Origin of the sequence: Cellulophaga sp. HaHaR_3_176 (assembly GCF_019021925.1) — a bacterium.
GTDB lineage: Bacteria > Bacteroidota > Bacteroidia > Flavobacteriales > Flavobacteriaceae > Cellulophaga.
Genome location: NZ_CP058990.1, coordinates 2,768,471 through 2,792,714 on the forward strand (window position 1 = coordinate 2,768,471; position 24,244 = coordinate 2,792,714).

The window sequence follows — 24,244 nt, forward strand, 5'->3', positions numbered from 1 at the left end:
TATTCCGAAAAAATATAATAGAGCTTTACAACCGACTCTATTTCTTTTGTTATTAAGGCTTATAAATACTGAAAAATTAAAAGTGGCATATGCTCAAAGCAGAATATAAGAGTAACTATACAACATTAGACTTAGGCCAGTATAAGCCTATTTAATTTTGGTAGAAATATATTGAATTGGAAAGCCGAAATTTTCATGCCTATAGTTGAAGATTAAAAATTATAAAAAAAGGGAAACTCTAAATAGAGTTTCCCTTTTTTTTTGTAATCAATTTACATCACATTTATATGTGAAATTATTTAGCAAAATAAATATAAATAGCAATAACAATAGCACAAATAGCAATACCTACTTGATTCACGTATTTGTAAGGTTCTATAGATACTTGCTCTGTATATTTCAATTCATAAGCTTCTTTTCTTGGAGCTACCGCTCCAATAATCAACATAATAACAATGTTTAAAACAAACAATATTGCCATTATATGAAGATAATGTGGGTAAGCATCTGCTTCAATCAGGTTTAAAGCAGCTTCATCTACAATACCAGATGTTTTGGCTTCTGCTAATGCCTTATCTACAAAATAGTTCTTTAACCCAAATTGACTTACACAATATAAAACTGAACCAGAGAAAATACCAATTTTAGCAGCTATTGCCGGAACTCTTTTCGTTAAATATCCCACTACTATTATTGTAAAAATAGGAATACTATAAATACCATTAATTTCTTGTAGGTAATTAAACAAACTACCTGCATTTGCAATTAACGGAGCTATAAACATTGCTGCTAATGCTAAACAAATTCCAAAAATTTTACCATACTTAACAACGGTAGTTTCTGGCGCATTCTTATTTATGTGTTGTTTGTATATATCAATACCAAACAAAGTCACAGAGCTATTTAAAACACTGTTAAACGAACTTAAAATAGCCCCGAACAATACCGCAGCAAAAAAGCCAATAAGCGGTTTTGGCAACACAGCGCGTACTAATTCAGGGTACGCTAAATCACTTGAAGCTAAATCACCTTTAAAAAGATAATATGCTATCATTCCAGGAAGTACTAATATTAATGGACCCAATATTTTTAAGAAAGAAGCCAACAATAAACCTTTTTGACCCTCTGCTAAATTTTTAGCTCCTAAGGCTCTTTGTATGATTTGCTGGTTGGTCCCCCAGTAAAATAATTGCACCAACATCATACCTGTAAAAATTGTAGAAAAAGGAACTTCTTGCCCCGCATTACCTGTAGAGTCAAAACGTTCTGGACTTGAAGTAATCAATGTATCTAATCCTGAAAAAACACTTCCATCACCAATAGCCATTAAACCGAAAATAGGTATTAAAAGCCCTCCAATTAATAACCCAATTGCGTTTATCGAATCTGAAACAACAACGGCTTTTAGCCCCCCAAATACAGCATATATTGAGCCTATAACACCTATACCCCATATGCATATAACAAGCGCTGTTTTATCTGAAACACCTAATAATGTAGGAAAATCAAACATACCACTAATTGCAACAGAACCTGAATATAAAATCACAGGTAATAACACAACAACATACCCTGTTAAAAATAAACCTGAAGTTATCGTTTTTGTAGCAACATCAAATCGTGTAGCTAAAAATTGCGGTACTGTTGTTAGTCCACCTTTTAAATATCTAGGCAATAAAAATATGGCAGTAACTACCATTGCAATTGCTGCTAAAGTTTCCCATGCCATTACAGATAGACCATCTTTGTAAGCACTACCATTTAAACCTACAATTTGCTCTGTAGATAAATTAGTTAATAATAAAGACCCAGCAATTACACCTGCTGTTAGACTTCTACCTCCCAAAAAGTATCCATCTGAAGATGTTTCGTCTGAATTTCTTGTCGCAAAATAGGATATAATTGCCACAAGTGCTGTAAACCCTACAAATGAAATAATTCCTAACATTTTTATTTAGTTTGATTATAATTTATAAATATATTGGAATAATTACACATAATTTAATTTACACGCCTATAATTATTAGTTTAATAGAATCATTTGTGATATCCATACAACTACAACGTTTTCTTAAATCAAAAAATCAATTTAACAAGAATTTCACCATTTTAAAAAAGCTATTTCGTTGCTTTGTAAAATCTAAATGAATACTTTTTTAAATCGTAAAAAATGAAACTTTTATCGTTTGTATCTATTGCTATTTTTTTAATTGGCTGTTCTAATTATGGGCAATTAAATTTTATCACCAAACTACCTAAAGCTGTTAAAGAAAATTCTGGAATTGCGTATTATGGAAATGAGAAGGCTTGGTTTATTGAAGACCATGGAAACGATGATATTTTATATCAAATAGGTTTTAATGGAAATCTTTTAAGAGAAATCAAAGTTAAAAATGGAGGAAATAATGATTGGGAAGATTTAGCAAAAGATTCTGAAGGAAATTTATACATTGCCGATACTGGTAATAATAATAACAAACGTAAAGATCTTACTATTTATAAAGTTCCAAACCCAGAAAATAACAGTGGCAATAGTATTGATGCTGAGAAAATTACTTTTAATTACCCTGAGCAAAAAGAATTTCCACCTAAAAAAGATAATTTAATTTATGATGCTGAAGCTATATTTTACAAAAATAATAGCATTTTCATTATTACAAAAGATAGATCAAAACCTTTTAAGGGTCGCGCATTAATTTACAAAGTACCTGCAAAAAAAGGAAATTATGAAGCTGTATTAGTCGGCGAATTTAACCCTTGTAATACAGATGGAATTTGCCAAGTTACATCTGCAGATATTTCTCCGGACGGAAAGAAAATAGTTTTATTAGGCTATGGTTTATTATGGGTTTTTTCAGATTTTACTACTGATAATTTCACACAAGGCTCTTTAAAAACTATAGAATTAGGAGCCACGACTCAATTAGAGTCTGTTTCTTTCTCAGACAACAACACCTTATTAATTTCTGATGAAGAACGCGGTAAAACTGGTCAAAATCTTTATTCTTATAAATTGAATTAATCAAATATTAAAATCCAAAACCAACTCCAAAAGTTGCTCTTAAGCCATCTTCACTATTAAATACTCCTGCATTTATTGATAAAATGTCGGCTGTATTTAAAAATAATCCCCCTCCATAAGACGTATGCCATCTTTTTGAGTCAAAATCAGATATCCAAACTTTTCCATAGTCGAATCCTCCAAAAAACCCAAGAGCTGTTGGTAGAATACTTGTTCTCTTTTTTCTAAAACTAAATCTCAAATCAGTATTTTGATAATATGCAGTTTTACCTGTAAATCTTTGATTTCTGAACCCTCTTAAACCATCGTTTCCACCAATACTTGCACCTTGATAAAATTCGAAATCATTTCCTATATTAAAATGAGCTTTCCATTTTGTCGCCAGTACTAGCTTGCCACTCGAAATTAACTTGTAATTAAATGCTACACTAGGTATAACGTAACCAAAACCGTTACCACCTGCTGTTATTGATTTTTTATACCCTATGTTTAATGCTGTTTCCATACCCATTGTTGGAAAAGCTGCATTATCTTTATTCTCATAATCGTAAGCTACATCTGCTCCTAAAAAGCTATTTCTAGTCTCTTCTCCATTAGCTTGGTAAAATGAATTTACAAACCTATCGTCCGTTTCTTCAACTTCTATAGTTTCATAAGACAGCCCAGCTCTAAACTTACTCCCCATTCTTCCTCTCCAAACTAAAGACGGCGCGAAATTCAATGTTTCTAATTTTACACGATTATAATCTAAACTTAAATCGTCATCCAAGTTTTCAGTTTCATTACCAAAACCAAAAAAGTTTGTTGAAAAATTTGGTGTAGTTACTCTTGCTGCTATCTCTAAATTCCAATTTTCAAAAATATGAGCAAACTCACCTTTATACCCTACTTCAAAACCGCCTGTTGCAAAAAAATATGATGCATTAAAATCGTGCTTTTGGGTAAATGGATTTAAACGGAAATTATTACGAACATATGTTTCTTGTATTCCTATTTTAACACCATCATCAGGGTTAAAACCTATTGTTGGTATTATTAAATTAGAATTAACTCTAGGTTTTAAAGGCTGATACGTGTTTAAGACATAATCATCAGACAATTTAACTTTAGCACCTTTTACATTTTTAAATGTGCTTTTTTTACTTTTGTAGTCGTAAATTCTAACTTTTTTGGAAGCTTCAACATCGTAAATGTCATTATTCTGCCCTCCAATTAAACGAACTAAAATTGCACTTTTATTTTCACCATTTACTTCAAATAAATCATCATCATCTAAACCATAAATCCAAATTTCTTTAGTGTACTTTTTATTAAAAGTTTTCTCAAAAAATAGCTTTTTCTTTTCATCTCCGATATTTCTATATGCTTTTACCTGAGTTTCATTTTCATTAATTCTATTAACTTCAAACCAATCATCTTTATCTGTACCTACAATAACTGCGTACCTATTTAAAACTGAATAGTACTCACTTGCCGTTTGATCTATTGTAGATAACCGAGCTAAAACTATTCTTTTAATTTCTTCAAGTGTTACTTTATCCCTTACCTCTTCTGGCATATGCTGAAGTGCATTATCAATTACTTCTGGCGTTAAGTTTTCTTGTAAAAAAGAGGCTTCTTTTTGCCATTGCTCAAATGTAGTTTCTGGGAACAAAACCATATCTAAAACAAAAGTTTTAGGTGATGAGTTAAAACCTTTTACACTTCTTATTTTTTCGGTAAAACCTTCCATAATTTTTAGAGAGTTAACTACTCGAGTTGCGATATTCATTAAAGCTCCATCTCCCATTTTAGAAAAAATTTGATCTCTGTCTCTAGGGAATGGTTTATATATAACTTTCTTTGTTTTTTTATCTTTTTGCTCAACCCAACGCCATTGGTCGGTATGCCTGTCCCAATCGCCAACAACCATATCAAACAATCGGGCACGTATATACATACTTGTATCTACAGAATATTTTTCATCATCCCTTAAATCCTCTAGCATTGTATCTGTACTCTTTAACTCATCAGCATACCCAAAGCTTTTCAAATCTCCATGACCATCTCCCGCATGCTCTTCAATCATATATAATTCATCTCCAAAATTTGCGTTAAACTCCTTTAAAGCTTCTTGTTTCGGAACATAATACAAAACAGGGTTGGTATGGTATAAGTTAGCAGCATCTGATAAGGTAGCTACTGTAAAAGGTCCGTATGGATGTGAGCCTGTATAAAAATCTTCAAGAATTTCTTGCGTATAAGTATCCTTTAAATCCTCTAATACATACTGATCTTGAAACAACATAGATTGTAAATATAATTCCGCACTTTTTTTAAGTGCTCTCATCACATATTCTTTGCCATCTTTATCTTGCAGTCGTAATGATTTAGATTGGTGTCCTCCACCCATTTTAACAGGTTTTAAACCACCAAACAATGTATCAATTCTAACGGTAGGTGCTTTTACTTTTGTTGCATAGTATTTTCGGTACCTTTCTCCCCAAACTTTTTTGAAAAATCTAGATTTTTCTGTTTCTTCTTTTTCATAAACAGATGCTTCTACTGTAGCTGGAAAATTAGTTTCATATTCTTCAGGGCTATATTTCACCTCTGAAGGAAGTACTTCTGTACCGTATAAAAATGTTTCACTCCCATCTTTATCTAATCCAAAGAAACGAACTTTAGAAGAGCCGTCTTTATATATCTCTAAAGTAGCATAACCCATAGCGCCTGTAGAAAACTTACTTCCATTTATTAACCTTGACACACCTTTTTTTGACCCTGAACCACTTACTATTTGTGGTAAGCCTTTTTCAACAATATATTGTAATGTGTGTTCATGACCAGAAGTAAAAATAACTTTATCAGAAAATTGAGCTAAGGTTGTTATTCTGTCTGTAAATTCTGTATATAATTTATTTTGTTTATCTGCTATTGATGGCCCTGCTGTCTTTCTTAATAGATTTGCAAGACTACCTAAAATTGGCAACGGTATATTTCTGTTAGTAGGAAACAGTTGTTGTTTTAAAGAACTTTCCCCGCCATGAGGACCATAAGTAAAAACAGGATGATGTAATGCAATTATAGTAGTCTTATCTCTATAATCTTTAATAATATCTTCTATTTCTAAGAAAAATTTTTCTCTACTCTTTATTTCACATTTATCATTCATCCCTGGTCTTTTATCCCAGTTTGTCATATACCATTCCGTATCGAGAGCAACAATTACCACATCATCATTAACTTCTATAATATTTATCGGACAGCCATCTTCTGGAAAAAAAACGTCATCACTATCTAATTTTTCTTGAATGTAATCTTGTTCTCTTTCCAAACCTACAAGTCCCTCAGTATACCAGTCATGATTGCCTGGTATAAAAAATTTATTCCCTTTAAAATTTTCAAGAGTACTTATTTGTGCATTTAAATGGCTGGCTGCTGTTCTATATGCCAATGTAGAATCTATTGGGTCTGGCAAACCTGCAGGATATATATTATCTCCTAAAAAAATTGCTGTACTATTTTCAGATGCATTATTTAATTTTTTCTTAAAACTTTTTAAAACAGGATTCATTCCTCCTAAAGGAGATAAACCAGCATCACCTATTAAATAAAGTGTATGTGATATTTCTTTAGTCGTTTTTGCATCTTTAGAATCTTCTAAATTTTCATATTTAGAATGATAGGTTGCGCACCCTGTAAGTAAAAGAAATATGATGAGACTAAAATGTTTACCCATAGCGATAATATAACAATTTCTATTTTTGTAATTTGGATGCCTATAATAATAAATTCATGGAAAACATAATTTCTAAAACTGAAGATTACGTTACTCAATTATTAACAAGCAAACTTAATTCTGATTACTTGTACCATAATCTTAGGCACACGCAAAGAGTCGTTAAAAGTACTAAAGAATTACTTAATTATTATAATCTTAAAAACGAAGAAAATGTCGCAATTACGGTTGCTGCATGGCTACATGATACTGGATACACACAAGGCCCCAAAAATCATGAAGAGAATAGTTCTGAAATTGCTAAGAATTTTTTAGAAAATCTAGGCTGTACTCCTCAGTTTATTCAATTGGTTTCTGATTTAATCATGTCTACTATTTTTGGTATTGAACCTAAAAATTTATTAGAAGAAATTATTAAAGATGCTGATTGCTCTCATTTTTCACAGAGTAGTTATTTAGAAACTTCAGAGTTATTACGTGAAGAATTTGCTAACCTAGATGTTGCTAATTATTCTAGAAAAGAATGGCGTAATAAAAATATTGAATTATTTCAAACACAACATAGATATTATACTGATTATGCCATTGAAAATTGGCAGCCTAAAAAAGATTTAAATTTAGAAGGGCTATTGAAAAAGAAGAAGAAAAATAATAAATTAGTAAAAAAAGAGGAATTAAAAGTTAATCTAAAAAACAAAAGTCCAGAGAGAGGTATACAAACCATGTATCGTGTTACCATGCGCAATCACCTAAAATTAAGTGATATTGCAGATACAAAAGCAAACATTTTACTCTCTGTAAATGCAATTATAATTTCTTTGATATTATCAAACCTAATTCCGAAATTAGATAACCCGTCAAATGATTATTTAGTTATACCTGCTATAATTTTTGTGACTTTCAGTGTCACCTCAATGATTATGTCTGTATTGGCTACAAGACCAAATGTTACTAGCGGAGAGTTTACTAAGGAAGATGTTGAAAACAAAAAAGTTAATCTTTTGTTCTTTGGTAATTTTCATAAAATGAAACTGCAAGATTATGAGTGGGCAATTCAAGAATTAATAAAAGATCAAGAATATGTTTACAACTCACTTACTAAAGATTTATATTTTTTAGGCCTAGTACTAGACAAAAAATATAAATTATTGCGTTGGACCTATACCATTTTCATGATTGGTATGGTTTTATCTGTAATTGCTTTTTTTGTAGCATTAAAATTTTATGGACCTGAACGAATTATAGAATTACCTGTTTAGTTTTAAATAAAAAAAGCTCAAGAATATTACACTTAAGTATTATTCTTGAGCTTTTTGTTTAAACACGCTAATAAACCTCTTTATTTTAATAAAATTAATGTCTTTACTTTTATTAAAAAGCAAAACTTAATCCATTTTAATATTAAGCTTTTATATTAAACTCTTCAATAAGTTCTTCATAAGTAAACGTTTTAGCTCCTGGAGAGTTTTCTGATTTATAACGAATATCAGCACGTATTGCCTTTAAACCCGAAACACCCTGAAGGCCTTCTAGCTCAACAATTTCTATTTTACCAGTAAAAAATTCTTTAGATTTTAAAAACTTTATATACCTTAAATATTCAAGCTCATCATTTTTTTGCGAGTATACAATAACCATTTTACCTGGCTCTGTAATACGCTTTGTTGTGCCTTTTATATATGCTTTATCTATTCTTTTTTTAATAATCTCATAACGAGCATTGTATGTGCCATCAACATCAAATCGTTTTTCATCCATCCTAAAACGGATAGCTAATGATGAACTGTATACTAACATTAAAGATGCTACATCTAATGGCACGGGTATTAATGGTTTTAAAAGATAATGTTCATTTTCCATCTCACACATTACCTGAAGTTGCCACAATCTTAAATTACTTAAATAAAGAGGGTTAAATTCTTTATCATCAACAATTGAAGCGCCTACATATATATTATGCTCTACCCCATCCGTTTTATAACGTTCAAAAAAATGAGGAAACATTTCTTGAGCTTCTAACTGTTTCTTATCAATAACCGAAGAAAGCTTTTTATTGATTTGCATTACACTTTCATCATAATTTCTTCGATGATCATAATATGAGAGTGTTCCCATATCAATATCAGACTCGTATGAAATTATAGCTTTTTCTAAATCAATATCACCTTTTTTCAAGTACTCAAAAACAGGTGTTATTTCGTCTTGAACAAAATTAAAAATTGCTTGCTCACTATTCGTGTTTAAAACTTCTTTAACCTCATCGATATGATTGTTTACCCTAAACATCAATTCTTCAAAAACAGGAAGTTTATTTTTTTCCCAAGCTAAAGACAACACCTTATTAATTGCAGAAAGATGAATCATTAAATCGCGCTGTATAGCCTTATTCCTAGCTATAGATGAGTCTTTAATATCTACTTGACCATATAAAGGATAAACATCTTTAAAAACTATTTCTTTAAAAGATGATGCTCTATTTTCAACACCATCAGTTATAAACCGTTTAGCTTCTTCTTTAAATTTCCAGTAAACAGAAGAGTGAACAGATGTACATTCGTTCTGAATAACCGCGTCTATACGATTTTCCTCTTCATTCATAGAACGTAAAACACCCGATACAATAAATGGCATTATATCCACTAATTTATTAGCATTTACACTATTTAAAGCATTCTTTTTATAAGAAACCAGTTCTAAAACACCTAACAATTTTCCTTTATCTGCAATGGGTGCAAAAATAGCACTCTTAATATTTTGTTCTTTTAAACCCTTATAAGGCAGACTATTATCAGATAAAGTAACATATTTATCTACATCAGAAATAGTAAAACTTGTATTATCTTTTAATAATTTACTGTATGAATTTTGACAAAGTGCCTCTGTACAAGATTTTATTTGATTGTGCTGTAAAATAAAACTTTCAATACCTAAACCTACAACTTTTTCAAATTGATTTTTCTTAGAATTATATGTTACAAAACCAGCTTTTACATCTGACACACTAAAAAAAGATCTAAAAGCTTCTTGTAAATTGGTCATGAAGCTATCATTGCCTCTTTTATCGTTACCAATTAAGCTCGATTTTATTTCTGAAATAGCATTTTCAGAAGTAACATCAAACATTGAAGAGATTACAAAACCTTTACAAATAAAACTATCTACAGGTATTTTTTCTTTCCAAAGTTCTAAATCATCAAAGTTTTCTAATAATTCATCAATATCGTCTTGAGAAAGATCTTTTGCATTCTCTGTTGGAAGTATTTCTATAAAATCTGCATTATACAATATTCTGTAATGGCGCATGACACCATGCTCATCAATAATATCATAAAAAAAAGGTGGCCTAACATCTAACTGAAAACCATAATATGAGCTCAATATTACTGTACAAGACATAACATATAGCTGGTGATCAGAAAAATTACGCATTACAGGAATAAATTCCTCTCCCCCCGCATCTTTAAGTATTTTTTTAAACCTTTTCGATGAATTAAAAACAACATTATCAAATGGTATTGATGCTGTTTTAATTTCATTAGTTGTTAAAACTTCAGAAAAGGAATCACTTAAAATTATCTTTATAACATTTTCATACTTTTTAAGTAATGAATAATCTTTAAAGCCCTCTCGTAAAATCGGGTATGGTGCTTGAGCCTCTAAAACAAATTTAGCCTTTGCTGCTTGAAAAGTATCACTACTATCTGCCATAGCATCATATTGCTTTAATAACTTATCAAAGCTAATAACTTGAATTAATGGAGATATTCTATTTTCAATCATAGTAGTAATATGTCGTATATAACATTACAAAATTACAAAAGAAAACCTATAACTTTGTATTTAAGCTAGTTTACGACCAATTCACCTGTTTAATGTCACAAAATAACCTATATGTCTTCCAATACTAGATTATCAAGAGCATACAAAAACGCAAAACAGGTTTCTTTTAACAATTCTTCTAAGTTTATTTTATTTAGTGATTGCCATAGAGGAGATAATAGTTTTGCTGATGACTTTGCGAACAACAGAAACATTTATTTTCATGCTTTAAAACATTATTTTAAAGAAGACTTTGAATATATTGAGCTTGGTGATGGTGATGAATTATGGGAAAATTCGAATTTCGAATCTATTTTTAATGCTCATAAAAATGTTTTTCAATTACTAAAAGAATTTCATATTAGAGGTAGGCTGCATATGATTTGGGGTAATCATGATATGATTTATAAAAACCCAATATATGTAAAGAAAAATTTGAATAGTTATTTTGAGCCTATTGAAGGTTGTGAAAAAGAACTTTTTGAAGATATAAATTATAATGAAGCTATTATTCTAAAACATCAAGAAACTGATCAAGAGCTTTTTTTAACGCATGGCCATCAGGCAGATTGGTGGAACTATACGTTTTGGAGAGTAGGTCGTTTTTTAGTTAGAGTACTTTGGAAACCGTTACAAGTTTGGGGTATTGCAGACCCTACTAGCCCTGCGAAAAATTATACAGAATTAATAAAAGTAGAGCGTAGAATAAAAAGATGGATTGTTAAAAACAAACTTTTAATAACTATTGTCGGCCATACTCATCGGCCTCGTTTTCCTGAACCTGGTGATATTCCCTTTTTTAATGATGGCAGTTGTGTTCACCCTAGAAGTATTACTGGCATAGAAATAGAAAATGGCAATATCACTTTAATTAAATGGCATATAGCGACTACCGAAGATGGTATACTTAGAGTTGTTAGAGTTGTTTTAGAAGGACCTCAAAAAATTAGCAATTATAATAAAAAGTGATTTTTGTGCTAAATTTTAAACAGGTACCTATTTTCATTAATTTAGCATCTTATTTAAAAACACAACCATGTTAAAAAAAACATCTCTTATCCTTTTAATTGCTTTTACATTAACCTCTTGCTGGAAAAGTAAAAGTCCTGAAGACTTAATCAGATTAAAAGAAAAATTTAAATCGCAAGTTTCTACTTTTGAGAATAAAAAAGAAAACGCAAATAAAATTGTTAACTCTGGCTTAGAGTCTTTAAACGCACTTAAAAGCGCATTAGAAGACACTAAAAATGAAGATAAAGAATTTGCTAAAGTTTACGGTGACTGGGAAAAAGTTAATAATAGAGTAGAAAAGCTGAATAAAGAATATGAAGATTTAAAAGAAAAAGCTTCTAATCTTTTCACTGCTATGGACACTCAAACTAATAGCCTAAGTGATGAAAAAAGTAAAAAAACATTATTAAGAGCTATCGAAAAAGCAAGAACCAAATACAACAGTACGCTTGCAAACACATCAAAAGCAATTGATAAATTACGTTTATTACATGGCGATGCTGTTGAAGTTGTAAAAGCATTAGAAGTAGCTGCCGCACTAAACTCTTTCGACAATATTAACGGACAAATGGAAAGCATTGAAAGCCGTGTTGACGGAATTATGCAAGAATTAAATGTAGCTGTAATAGAAAGTAAAAAATTATACGAGAAAAAAATCACTGAATTAGGAGAATAAGCTAATTTGCCGCTTATCTTTTAACATCAATTTTATAATTATTTGGCAGGGTATTTGTTACTTTACAGGTAGTTACCTACTTATTTTATAGTTATGAAACGAATACTTAGTCTACTAATTCTCTTATTTATTTTTCAGCTTGGGTTTTCTCAGAAGGATTTTCCTAAATCTCAAGTTTTGAAAATAGAAAGTAAAGACACTCCAACAGATTTAAAGTTATTTCCGCAAGAGAAGCAGAAACTTTCTCTAAATATGCCAAATTTATTAGGTGAACAGAAAGAGTATAATTTAAAAGATTCCGTTAAAAACAAAATACAAATGCTGCCTAATGAGAAATTAGTTCAAGCAGGAGCTGACTTAAAACTAGATCCTAAAATACTCGAAGGAAATGGCTATAGCCCAGGAAAACATTTTCCTGACATGTATTTAGGCGATGTAAAAAATAATGGAGAGTTTATTGGTATTGTTTGTCGAGATCACCAATATGTTGATGGAGACTTAGTTCGTATAATAGTAAACGGAGAAGTTGTTGAACCTAAAATGTTTTTAACAGGCGCTTTTAAAGGTATAAATGCTGATTTAAAAAAAGGGTTTAATAGAGTTGAATTTGAGGCATTAAATGAAGGATCTTCTAGTCCGAATACTGCCCAAATAAATGTTTACGATGATAAAGGTAAACTTATATATGCCAATCAATGGACTTTATCCGCAGGATCGAAAGCTACATTTATAGTTACAAAGGAATAAGTTTTTCAGCTCTATTTTCTACACAAAAACCTAAATATAAAAATTCTCGTATCTAATGTAAAGAGAATTATGCGTTTATACAGTACTCTTGTTTTAAGCTTTCTATTTTTCAGTTGCTCTAGTACCGAAAATATCGCGACTCAAAACATATACGAAACCTCAAATAGCACGGCTGCATACCACTACCTTGCATTAGGTGATAGCTACACCATAGGTGAAAGTGTCTCTAAAAAAAATAGTTTTCCTTTACAATTAGATACTAGTTTAGAAGACAATTTAGACACTATAGTTAATACAGAAATTATTGCAACTACTGGTTGGCGAACAGACAATTTATTGAAAGCTATAGAAAGTGGTTCAATTAGAGACAATTATGATTTGGTAACACTTTTAATAGGTGTCAATAACCAATTTCAAAGAACACCTTTTGATCAATATAAAAAAGAGTTTACTGAATTAATAGAAAAATCAATCGCCTTAACTAATGAAAATATTGAAAATGTAATCGTAATTTCTATACCAGACTACGCATATACTCCTTACGCACAATCAGGTTCTAATAGAGAACAAATATCTAAAGAGATAAATCTTTATAACGATTTTGCACAACAAACAGCATTAGCATATAATGTTGCTTTTATTAATATTACTGATATTACAAGACAAGGTTTAGAAAACCCTAATTTGGTTGCTAATGATGGTTTACACCCATCAGCAGAAGCTTATGCTAAATTTGTTGAAAGAATATACCCGATTGCGCTTTCTATTTTAAAGTAGATATTTAAAATAACTTCTCACTAATTACACCTGTTCTACATCTTTATAACAAACACACTATAATGCGCTGTTTTTTAAGGTAACTTTGTTATCGTTTTTGTGTACCTGACTCAGGTATTCAAATATGTAATAAAATAGCAGATTTACAATACCATGGCAGAAAAAAAAGTAAGTATACTTAGCGCTTTCAAAACAATTATTTGGCCTCGTCGAAACCTTGTTTTCATTGGCCTTTTATTAATTGTAATAAGTAAAGCTGCAAGTTTTGTAGCCCCAATGTCTCTTAAATATTTAATGGATGATATTGTTCCAAATGAAAACATTTCATTTCTAAAAACCTTGGTAGGTATCGTCGTAATTGCATTTCTTGTGCAAGCTATCACTTCTTTTTTACTAACAAAAGTATTAAGCATACAAGCACAATATCTAATCTCTGAATTAAGGGCTCAAGTACAAAAAAAAGTACTTTCATTACCTATTAGCTTTTTTGACAATACAAAATCTGGTAGTTTGGTTTCTCGTATTATGAGCGATGTTGAAGGTGTTAGAAATTTGATAGGCACTGGTCTTGTACAACTTGTTGGAGGAACAATTACAGCTATTGTTTCTATTATATTATTAGTGAAAATTAGTCCTGAGATGACACTTATGGCATTTATTCCATTAATTTTATTTGCAGTAATCTCATTAAAGGCATTTAAAATTATTCGTCCTGTTTTTAGAGAAAGAGGAAAAATAAATGCTGAAGTAAAAGGTAGGTTAACTGAAACTTTAGGCGGTGTACGAGTAATAAAAGGTTTTAATGCCGAAGATCAAGAAAGCAAAGTTTTTGAAGAGGGTGTTGATCGTTTATATCAAAATGTAAAAAAGAGCTTAACTGCAACTGCATTTATGACTAGTTCTTCAATATTTTTATTAGGCTTAGCTACTACTGGTATAATGATGGGGTATGGAGGTTATTTATTAATAATCAAAGAACTTACAACTGGAGAGTATTTTGAATTTACTTTTTTACTAGCTCTTATGGTAGCACCAATAGTGCAAATGAGTAATGTAGGGAGTCAATTAACCGAAGCTTTAGCTGGCTTAGACCGTACGGAGGAATTAATGAATATGACTCCTGAAGCTGATGAAAAAGACAGAACCATTGTACTTGATACTATTAAAGGTGACATGGCTTTTAATAATGTTTCATTTGCTTATGAAGAAGATAAAGAGGTTTTACATAATATTGATTTTGAAGTAAAATCTGGATCTGTAGTAGCCTTAGTAGGTAGTTCTGGTTCTGGAAAATCTACCATAGCAGGTTTAGCAGCAACGTTCTTAAACCCACAATCTGGTAATATTACTATTGATGGTCAAGACATGTCAAAAGTAAACCTCAACAGCTTTAGAAAAAACTTAGGTGTTGTTTTACAAGACGAATTTTTATTTGAAGGTACAATTAGAGCCAACATTTTATTCCCAAGACCAGATGCTAGTGAGGAGGAACTACAAAGAGCTGTAAATGCTGCTTATGTAAATGAATTTACAGACAGGTTTGAAAAAGGGTTAGAAACTTTAATTGGTGAACGTGGTGTAAAACTTTCTGGCGGGCAAAGACAACGTATTGCTATTGCAAGAGCCATTTTAGCTGACCCAAAAATATTAATTTTAGATGAAGCTACATCAAACCTAGATACTGAAAGTGAAACTTTAATTCAAAAAAGTTTAGCTACACTTACCGAAGGCAGAACAACCTTTGTTATTGCACACCGATTAAGTACTATTAGAAAAGCAGATCAAATATTAGTAATTGAAAATGGACGAATTGCAGAACAAGGAACACATGATGATTTGATTGCTAAAGAGGGTCGTTATTATAACCTGTTTACTTACCAAGCTAGAATATAAACAAGAAAAGCCAAAAATTTATAGTATTTAAATTTTGGCTTTTTATTATTTGTTACTTCTCGTATTTAACTTTCAGGAGCTAACTCGATCTCCAACCCATCCATTTCTTCTGATATGTGAAGTTGGCACCCTAAACGGCTGTTATCTTTTACATAAAACGCTTCTGCAAGCATTGCATCTTCATCGTCAGACTTTTCAGGTAAATTAGTATCACTTTCTACGTAACACTGGCATGATGCACACATTGCCATACCACCACAAACACCAATAGTACCTTCAGGAGCAAGCTCATAAGCTCGAACAAGTTCCATAATGTTCATATTCATATCAGTCGGAGCATCTACTTCATGATGAACCCCATCTCTGTCTTTAATCTTTATTTTTACGTCTGACATTGTAATGTATTTAAAATTCCCTCAGAGAGCAACAAAGCTATTCATCGGGAATTATAAGAATTTTATTGGTATTAATCTATGCTAAATTTATTACTTCTTGTATTTGAGGTGCGTATTTTTTAATAGTCATTTCTACACCACTTTTCAGCGTCATTTGGTTTACTGAACAACCTACACAAGCACCTTCTAACTTTACTTTTACAGAAGAACCATTATCTATAGAAACAAGAGAAATATCACCTCCATCACTTTGTAAAAAAGGTCGAATTTCTTCTAACGCTTTTTCTACATTCATTTTAAGCTCTTCTGATGTCATAATTATTTCTTTTTAACAGCAGAACAACCTGCCATAGTAGTTATTTTAATAGCTTCAGTAGCTGGTAAACTATCGTTTCTGTTTACCACCTCTTGCACTACATTTTTTGTAATTTCTTCAAATGCTGCTTCAATTGGTGTACCTGATTGCATTGCTGCTGGTCTACCTACATCACCTGCTTCACGAATACTTTGCACTAAAGGAATTTCACCTAAAAATGGAACTTTTAAATCTTCTGATAAATGTTTTGCCCCTTCTTTTCCAAATATATAATATTTATTATCAGGCAATTCATCAGGAGTAAAGTACGCCATATTCTCAACGATTCCTAACACAGGCACGTTTATAGAGTCTTGTTGAAACATTGCAACACCTTTGCGTGCATCTGCCAAAGCAACTTCTTGCGGAGTACTAACTACAACTGCACCTGTTACAGGCATTGCTTGCATGATACTCAAATGTATATCTCCCGTTCCTGGAGGTAAATCCAACAACATAAAATCTATTTCACCCCAATGTGCATCAAAAATCATTTGATTTAATGCTTTTGAAGCCATTGGTCCTCTCCAAATAACAGCTTGATTAGGTTGTGTAAAAAAGCCTATCGAAAGTAATTTCACACCATAACTCTCAACTGGTTTCATTTTCGACTTTCCATCAATAGTAACTGCCAAAGGTTTTTCTTGAGCAACATCAAACATAATTGGCATAGAAGGTCCATAAATATCAGCATCTAACAACCCGACTTTAAAACCCATTTTAGCCAATGTTACCGCAAGGTTTGCAGTAACTGTAGATTTACCTACACCACCTTTACCTGAAGCTACAGCTATTATATTTTTAATACCAGGAATTGGTTTTCCTTTTATTTCATTTGATTTTGGAACTGCAGAAGGTGTTGGTGCCTCTACTTTTACATTGATTTTGATTTTAGCTTTTTCATAAACTTCTTTATGAATAATTTTTAAAATCTCAACTTCCGTTTTTTTACGTGCTTGAAGACTTGGATTTCTAATCGTAATATCGACCTCAACCTCATCTCCAAAAATTTGAATATTTTTTACCGCTCCACTTTCCACCATATTCTGACCTTCACCAGGTACAGTAATATTTTCTAAAGCTTTGAGAATATCTTTCTTCTCTAATTTCATCAATTATATGCCTTATGTTTATTAGTTTGACGTGGTTTTTTAGTAAAAATTTCAGCCTCAGCTAAAAAAGTTAAAAAAGCTACTTCACCACATCAATTTAGAACTCTTTTATTAAAACTAATTCTAAATCACAAAGATACATTATAGAAGGGATATTCCGAAAGGTTGAAATTGAAATATAACATACTCTTATAAGAATGTCTAATGCGGTGGTTTCTAAAAATTTTAATAAAAAAAGAAATAATCACAATTCTATTTCCAACTCAGTATATGGGTTCCAAAAATGCTTTTCTAAATCTTGAATTTGATTTTCAATAACTACAATGCCTTCATTTTCTAACAATTGCTGCATTAAGTTAGTACCATCAAAATGATGCTTACCAGTTAGTAAACCTTTTTTATTTACAACTCTATGTGCTGGTACACCTTCAGGAGAACCATTCATTGCCCAACCTACCATACGCGCACTACGTGCAGCACCTAAATACGTTGCAATTGCCCCGTATGATGTTACCCTACCAAAGGGAATTTGCTTTGCCACATCATAAACTTTTTCAAAAAAATTAGGCTCTTCTTTTTCCATTTTATTGATTGAAAATTCGGAAAAGAGTAATCACAAAAAGCAATGCCATTAAAGCGCTCAAAATATAATTCGAGTTTCTAGAAAAAGTGTTATTTTTTGATTCTAACTTATAAAAGTAAATAGTATACAAATACAGAACAGTAAATGTACCTAAGCCAGCTGCTACAATAAAAATTAGAATATCTGCAAGTCCAAAATTGATCCAGCCTGATGTTTTCCACATGGCATTTAAACCGCTATAATACGGAATAGTTAAAAGATTTAATGCGGCAAGTAAAACACCTTTAAAAAAGCTGTTTTTTTTACTCACATTAACGACCTTTTCTTTCTGAGGCTTGTTTCTTTTTGCTAAAACAAAAAAGTAAATTGCAAAAAAAGCAAATACAACCAATGCTATTTTTAATAATACAGCAACAACCTCAGGGTGATTGTGAAGGTATTTAGATATTAAAACAGCAATATACGCCTGTACCATTATCATCGTTGATACACCAAGGCTAAAAATAATTCCGTTTAATTTTCCTTTTTCAACACTTGTTTTTGCTGCATTCATATTTAGCAAACCTGGTGGTACTGTTGCCATAAAAGCCGCCGAAAAGGTTACAAAAAACAGAATTAATGAATGTATCATTAGTGGTTATCTAACTTTAAATTGAGTAAAGGTTATTGGCTTTCCTTTCTCAAGATACTGATTTTCGTAGAAAGTTTGAATAGTTAGCACCTCTTTTGGGCTGCCTTCGTTTTTATATACATCGTGATTTGCATAAATAACCTCAAGGCCTAAACCATGTAAAAGACCTAATGTGTACCCATGCATAAATTCACTATCAGTCTTTAAATTTACCAAACCATCATTATTTAAAATATGGTTATACTTATCTAAAAATATTTTATTGGTAAGCCTATGCTTTGTTCTCTTATATTTTATTTGAGGGTCTGGAAAAGTAATCCAAATTTCAGAAACTTCATTTTCAGCAAAAAGATTATCGACAAGCTCTATTTGACTTCTTAAAAAAGCAACATTAGATAAATCGTCTTCTAGGGCAGTTTTAGCACCTCGCCAAAATCTTGCTCCTTTAATATCTACTCCGATAAAGTTTTTGTCTTTGTTTTGTTTAGCAAGTCCGATAGTATATTCCCCTTTACCACAACCTAATTCTAAAACAATAGGGTTATCATTTTTAAAGAACGCACTCCATTTTCCTTTTAAATCAAATAAGTCATTCTTTACATCTTCTCTATCTGGTTGAAGAACATTAGTAAATGTATCGTTCTCTCTAAACCTTTTCAGCTTGTTTTTACTCCCCACTTTAATTCAAAATTTTATGAAAGCGCAAAGCTAAGAAAATCTTAGATTAAGAGTTGCACTACTTTAAGCTTATTAAAATGTAATTTAAAATTTATCTTTTTACTTAATTTTCTATTTCTTTTTGAGTTTTTTCTAATGTAAAAGAAAACTCTGACCCTACACCTATAACGCTTTCTACGTATATTTTTTCGTTATGCGCTTCTATTATGTGTTTAACAATAGACAAGCCTAATCCTGAGCCGCCTTCCTCTCTACTTCCGCTTTGGTCTACTCTATAAAAACGCTCAAAAAGACGTGGAATGTGTTTTTCTGAAATTCCTTCACCATTATCTGTAACCCTAACAATGACTTTATTTTTAATCAAATTTTCTACACTAACTTCTGTAGTACCATTTACTTGACCGTATTTTATTGAGTTAACTAAAAGATTAGTTATTACTTGCTGAATTTTTTCTTTATCTGCGTTTACTAAAATTGGTATACTATATTTCATATCAAAAGTCAATGAAATTTTCTTCTTAGCAGCTTTCATTTCCAAAAGATCAAATACACTTTGTATCAGCTCTACAATATTAAACTCTGAAACCTCAACATTTAAATCACCAACTTCTAGCTTCGTTATTAAATCTAAATCTTTAACAATATAAATTAGGCGTTCGACTCCTTTATTTGCTCTTTGAAGATATTTTTTAAGAATAGCTTTATCTTTAGAAGCACCATCTAATAGGGTTAAAATATACCCTTGAACAGTAAAAAGAGGTGTTTTAAGTTCATGAGAAACGTTACCTAAAAAATCTCTTCTATATTCTTCTCTAATTTTTAATGTGTCTATTTCTATCTTTTTATCCTTAGCAAATTTTTCTATTTCTGCCGTTAACGTACCCATATCAGTAGTTACTGTTCTAGACGTAAGATTTGATGATTCTAATAAGGAAACATCATCATATATTCTTTTAACTCTTTTATAAATAAACTTCTCTACTCTAAGTTGAATAATAAAAAAACAAACGAGAAATGTAATTGGTATTGAGATAACAAAAAACATCCAATCAAACTGTTTCGTCAGCCATAAAAAAAAGAACAAATAAAACGAAAGTAATATGGTAATATATAGCGCTGAGCGAAAAGCAAATTTGTAAGATTTTTTAAATAAAATTGCCATTATAATATAAACTTATACCCTACACCTTTAACCGTTTTGAAATAATCATCGCCTATTTTTTCACGTAATTTTCTAATATGCACATCAATAGTACGGCCACCAACAACAACCTCATTACCCCAAACCTTATCTAGTATGACTTCTCTTTTAAATACTTTGTTTGGTTTTGATGTTAACAAAGCTAGTAACTCAAACTCTTTTCTAGGCAAAGTAAGCTCTTCGCCATTATTTATAATTTTATACTCTTCTCTATTTATTACAATATTACCTACAGTAACAATATCTTCAACCTCAACAGCTTCTTCTTTTAACCTTCTAAGAAGCGCTTTTATTTTACTAATCAAAACTTTTGGCTTTATAGGTTTTGAAATATAATCATCAGCACCTGCGTCAAAACCAGCCACCTGAGAGTAATCTTCGCTACGTGCAGTCAAAAAAGTTATAATTGTATTTTCTAAACCAGCAGTGTTTCTAATAATTTCACAAGCTTCAATACCATCCATTTCTGGCATCATTACATCTAAAATAATAAGATGCGGTTGCTTCTTTTTTGCTTTTGCAACACCCTCAATACCATTTTTTGCAGTTATAACATCATACCCTTCAGAGGATAAATTATAACTCAAAATTTCAAGAATATCTGGCTCGTCATCTACTAACAGTATTCTAATGTCTTTATTTTTCATTAGGAATTTTAATTGATTATTCGCTCAAATGTAAAGATAATAGTATTACAACTAAGTTACTTAACATTGATTTAATATCATAACATTAATGTAACATTAAGTAAATCTATTTTTAACTCACAGGTAACATAGCCTTTACGAGTAGGCCGTTCCTTTGCCGAAAATTAAATCATAGAAATGAGACTAGTATTATTAAGTTTTTTATTTATCGCTACTATAAGCTTTTCAAATGCTCAAGATACAGGGAGTATTGTTGGAAAAATTATTGATAAAGAAGCTAATGATGAACCACTTGCTTTTGCAAACGTACTTATAAAAGGTACTACAAAAGGTACCACAACAGATTTTGATGGACTTTACGAAATTGGAAATGTAGCCCCAGGCACATATGTTCTTAACTTTAGTTATTTAGGGTATGAAACTATAGAAATACCTAATATAGTTATTGAAGCAGGTAAACAAACTACTATCAATGTACCTATGGCCGCAAGCGAAGGTATGTCTTTAGATGAGGTTGTTGTAACAACAACAGTTAGTAAAGATACCGAAGCCGCTTTATTACTAGATCAAAAAAAAGCTATAGAGATTAAAACAGCTATTGGCGCCCAAGAGCTTGCTAAAAAAGCAGTTTCTAATGCTGCTGATGCGACTACTAAAGTAACTGGAGTAAATAAAAAAGAAGGCTCTAGTAAAATTTATGTAAGAGGGCTAGGCGACAGATATAATAGTACTACTTTTAATGGTTTACCATTACCTGCTAACGACCCAGGAAACAAGAATATAGATTTGTCTCTTTTCGGAACTGATATTATTGAAAATGTAGGGATATCTAAGTCCTTCTCTTCTAATCTTTCGTCTGATGTTGCTGGTGCTAATATTGATATTGTAAGTAAAGAAATGACTGCTTCTTCTTTATTCAAAGTAAGTATTTCAGCTGGTGGTAATACACAAACAACATTTAAAGATTTTAAACAAATTGATGGAGCCAATTGGGTTGGTGTAAACTCTAACACAAACCATGAGATTAGAGACTTAACTAAATATAGCTTCACAAATAGTTACTCACCTAATAATAGTATTGCTAGTCCTGAATTATCACTGTCTATTAATTATGGTAAGAAATTTCAAATTTCAGATGAAAGCACTATTAGTATATTTTTAGTAGGTTCTTTTGATAATTCATATAGTTTTCAAGATGGTGTTTCAGAAAATATTATTACTGCTGACAATATTGGATCACAATTTAATACCGAGACATATAGCTATAATGCTTCTAAAATGTTAATGGGTAATTTAGTATATAAAATTAATGCAAATCATAAATTAAGTTTCAACCACCTATTTGTTCACTCTAACAATCAAAAAATTCAAGATTTTGAAGGTACTACTACAGACGTTGGTAGAGGTAGTGATGATAATAGACTTGTTAATTTATTATTACAGACTGAAGTACAAAATAGACTTTTCGTAAATCAATTATTATCAACTAATAAATTTGGCGAATCTTTCGATATCAACGCTTCCCTTGGTTATAGCTCAATTTACAATGATGAGCCAGATCGTAGAAAAAACACTTTCATTATTGACAATGATGATAATACCACAAGAATTTCGCAAAATGCAGTTAGAGACAATAGTAGATTTTATGGTAATTTATTTGAAAATGACATTTCAGGAAATTTAAATGCTATTAAATATTTAGGCGATCGTTTCGAAAATAAAGGAAAAATAACGCTAGGTTATAATGGTAGGGTTACGGATAGAAAATTCGATGGTATTTATTTTGACCATAATTTTACTGCTCCTAGAACCACATTTGTAGATGTTAATAACTTAGATAATACGTTCAATCAAGAAAATCTTTCAAATGGACTTTTCGGTATTGAAACATCAAGAGGAAGAAATAATAATGATTCAGAAACTTATCTACCTCAATTATACGATGCTAAAAAAGATGTACATGCAGCATATGTTGATGCAGTATATAAGTTCGGAGATAAATTCACGGCAAACCTTGGCCTTAGAGCTGAAGATATTAAAATGAATGTAACCTGGAACACTAATATAAGTTTCCCTGGTTTTTCAAATAATAGTAGTATTGATTTAGATAAACAATACATTCTTCCTTCATTAAACTTGAAATATGAGTTGAATGAAAAAATTAATTTGAGAGCTTCTGGTAGCGTAACATATACATACCCTCAATTTAAAGAGATTGCTCCATTTGCATATGAAGGAATTAATTACCAAGAATCTGGTAACCCTGCACTTTTACCTTCTGACAATTATAATGCGGAAGTTAAATTTGAACTATTTCCTAAATCAAATGAATTATTTGCAATTGGTGTTTTCGGAAAATTAATTGAAAACTCAATAAACAGACTTGAAAGAAACTCGGCTATCGAAAGAGATTTTACATTTGACAACTCAGGTGATGCAACTGTATTTGGTGTCGAAGTTGAAACGAAACTAGACATTTTTAACAGCGAATCTGATAATTTCAAGAGAAACAATATTAGTGTTGGTGCAAATGCTACGCTTATGAAAACGAAATTAGAATACAACATCGACAATACTTCTTTTAATTATACTGGTGACAGCTCTAAATTAGAAGGCGCATCGCCGTTTACAGCAAATGCAGACATTTCTTATAAATTTGATTTTGAAGAAAAAGAAACTATTGCCTCTTTAGTATTCAACTATCAAAGTGACAAGGTATACAGTATAGGTACTAATTTTCAAGAAAACATAATTGAAAAAGCTGTCCCTATCATTGATTTAATTTTTAGCCATAAATTTAATAAAACAATAGGGCTGAAATTAAACGCTAAAAATATTTTAAACCCGAGTTTTGAACTCTACAGAGATGTTCCTGAAAAATTAACAATGAACTCTTATCAAAGAGGAGTCAGCTTCTCTGCTGGTTTATCTTTAAACTTTTAATTAAAACATTCAAAACCTCCTCTAAAAAAGGAG

Annotated in this window: 19 protein-coding genes; 8 read left to right on the forward strand and 11 right to left on the reverse strand. The window is 31.0% G+C overall.

What is annotated here, in order from left to right; translation table 11 throughout:
• Positions 1 to 295: 295 nt before the first annotated feature.
• A complete protein-coding gene (locus H0I23_RS12215; protein ID WP_216783575.1) occupies positions 296 to 1,948 on the reverse strand; it encodes a solute:sodium symporter family transporter in 1,653 nt (550 codons plus the stop codon).
• A gap of 222 nt (positions 1,949 to 2,170) precedes the next feature.
• On the opposite strand from H0I23_RS12215, the gene H0I23_RS12220 reads away from it, so the two are divergent.
• Positions 2,171 to 3,022, forward strand: a complete 852-nt coding sequence (locus H0I23_RS12220; protein WP_216783576.1) for a hypothetical protein — start codon at positions 2,171 to 2,173, stop codon at positions 3,020 to 3,022.
• A 7-nt stretch (positions 3,023 to 3,029) separates the two neighbouring features.
• Here the strand turns inward: H0I23_RS12220 and H0I23_RS12225 are convergent, their stop codons facing one another.
• Complete coding sequence (locus H0I23_RS12225; RefSeq protein WP_216783577.1) at positions 3,030 to 6,743, reverse strand: metallophosphoesterase; 3,714 nt, start codon at positions 6,741 to 6,743, stop codon at positions 3,030 to 3,032.
• 56 nt (positions 6,744 to 6,799) lie between these two features.
• Here H0I23_RS12225 and H0I23_RS12230 point away from each other — a divergent pair, with 56 nt between their 5' ends.
• Positions 6,800 to 8,002: a Pycsar system effector family protein gene (locus tag H0I23_RS12230; protein WP_216783578.1), complete on the forward strand. Its 1,203-nt coding sequence runs from the start codon at positions 6,800 to 6,802 to the stop codon at positions 8,000 to 8,002.
• A 142-nt stretch (positions 8,003 to 8,144) separates the two neighbouring features.
• Here H0I23_RS12230 and H0I23_RS12235 read toward each other — a convergent pair whose 3' ends face one another.
• Positions 8,145 to 10,523, reverse strand: coding sequence for a GAF domain-containing protein (locus H0I23_RS12235; protein WP_216783579.1), 2,379 nt, complete (start codon positions 10,521 to 10,523; stop codon positions 8,145 to 8,147).
• A gap of 111 nt (positions 10,524 to 10,634) precedes the next feature.
• Here H0I23_RS12235 and H0I23_RS12240 point away from each other — a divergent pair, with 111 nt between their 5' ends.
• From H0I23_RS12240 to H0I23_RS12260, 5 genes are all read left to right on the forward strand, one after another.
• Entirely contained in the window at positions 10,635 to 11,531 is an 897-nt protein-coding gene (locus tag H0I23_RS12240) for a metallophosphoesterase (protein ID WP_216783580.1), read from the forward strand.
• Between the two features lie 67 nt (positions 11,532 to 11,598).
• Positions 11,599 to 12,249, forward strand: a complete 651-nt coding sequence (locus H0I23_RS12245) for a hypothetical protein (RefSeq protein WP_216783581.1) — start codon at positions 11,599 to 11,601, stop codon at positions 12,247 to 12,249.
• Between the two features lie 93 nt (positions 12,250 to 12,342).
• The gene (locus H0I23_RS12250; RefSeq protein ID WP_216783582.1) at positions 12,343 to 12,996 is read left to right on the forward strand and encodes a hypothetical protein; all 654 of its coding nucleotides are present in this window, start codon (positions 12,343 to 12,345) and stop codon (positions 12,994 to 12,996) included.
• Between the two features lie 69 nt (positions 12,997 to 13,065).
• Complete coding sequence (locus tag H0I23_RS12255; protein WP_216783583.1) at positions 13,066 to 13,773, forward strand: SGNH/GDSL hydrolase family protein; 708 nt, start codon at positions 13,066 to 13,068, stop codon at positions 13,771 to 13,773.
• Between the two features lie 153 nt (positions 13,774 to 13,926).
• Positions 13,927 to 15,666: an ABC transporter ATP-binding protein gene (locus H0I23_RS12260; protein WP_216783584.1), complete on the forward strand. Its 1,740-nt coding sequence runs from the start codon at positions 13,927 to 13,929 to the stop codon at positions 15,664 to 15,666.
• Between the two features lie 65 nt (positions 15,667 to 15,731).
• On the opposite strand, the gene H0I23_RS12265 is transcribed toward H0I23_RS12260, so the two are convergent.
• The 8 genes from H0I23_RS12265 to H0I23_RS12300 form a co-directional block, all read right to left on the reverse strand.
• Positions 15,732 to 16,061 carry a 2Fe-2S iron-sulfur cluster-binding protein gene (locus H0I23_RS12265; protein WP_216783585.1) on the reverse strand — a complete coding sequence of 110 codons (330 nt, stop codon included), beginning with the start codon at positions 16,059 to 16,061 and terminating at the stop codon, positions 15,732 to 15,734.
• 76 nt (positions 16,062 to 16,137) lie between these two features.
• Positions 16,138 to 16,377 carry a NifU family protein gene (locus tag H0I23_RS12270; RefSeq protein ID WP_216783586.1) on the reverse strand — a complete coding sequence of 80 codons (240 nt, stop codon included), beginning with the start codon at positions 16,375 to 16,377 and terminating at the stop codon, positions 16,138 to 16,140.
• Between the two features lie 2 nt (positions 16,378 to 16,379).
• Positions 16,380 to 17,528, reverse strand: coding sequence for an Mrp/NBP35 family ATP-binding protein (locus tag H0I23_RS12275; protein ID WP_216783587.1), 1,149 nt, complete (start codon positions 17,526 to 17,528; stop codon positions 16,380 to 16,382).
• Positions 17,529 to 17,772: 244 nt separating this feature from the next.
• Positions 17,773 to 18,111: an MGMT family protein gene (locus tag H0I23_RS12280; protein WP_216783588.1), complete on the reverse strand. Its 339-nt coding sequence runs from the start codon at positions 18,109 to 18,111 to the stop codon at positions 17,773 to 17,775.
• Between the two features lies 1 nt (position 18,112).
• On the reverse strand, positions 18,113 to 18,742 hold the full coding sequence (locus H0I23_RS12285) for a LysE family transporter (protein WP_216783589.1): 630 nt from the start codon (positions 18,740 to 18,742) through the stop codon (positions 18,113 to 18,115).
• Between the two features lie 6 nt (positions 18,743 to 18,748).
• The gene (gene trmB, locus H0I23_RS12290) at positions 18,749 to 19,420 is read right to left on the reverse strand and encodes a tRNA (guanosine(46)-N7)-methyltransferase TrmB (protein ID WP_216783590.1); all 672 of its coding nucleotides are present in this window, start codon (positions 19,418 to 19,420) and stop codon (positions 18,749 to 18,751) included.
• Positions 19,421 to 19,523: 103 nt separating this feature from the next.
• A complete protein-coding gene (locus H0I23_RS12295) occupies positions 19,524 to 20,465 on the reverse strand; it encodes a sensor histidine kinase (RefSeq protein WP_371736632.1) in 942 nt (313 codons plus the stop codon).
• A gap of 116 nt (positions 20,466 to 20,581) precedes the next feature.
• Complete coding sequence (locus tag H0I23_RS12300; RefSeq protein ID WP_216783592.1) at positions 20,582 to 21,268, reverse strand: response regulator transcription factor; 687 nt, start codon at positions 21,266 to 21,268, stop codon at positions 20,582 to 20,584.
• 177 nt (positions 21,269 to 21,445) lie between these two features.
• On the opposite strand from H0I23_RS12300, the gene H0I23_RS12305 reads away from it, so the two are divergent.
• Positions 21,446 to 24,211, forward strand: coding sequence for a TonB-dependent receptor (locus H0I23_RS12305; RefSeq protein WP_216783593.1), 2,766 nt, complete (start codon positions 21,446 to 21,448; stop codon positions 24,209 to 24,211).
• Positions 24,212 to 24,244: the final 33 nt, after the last annotated feature.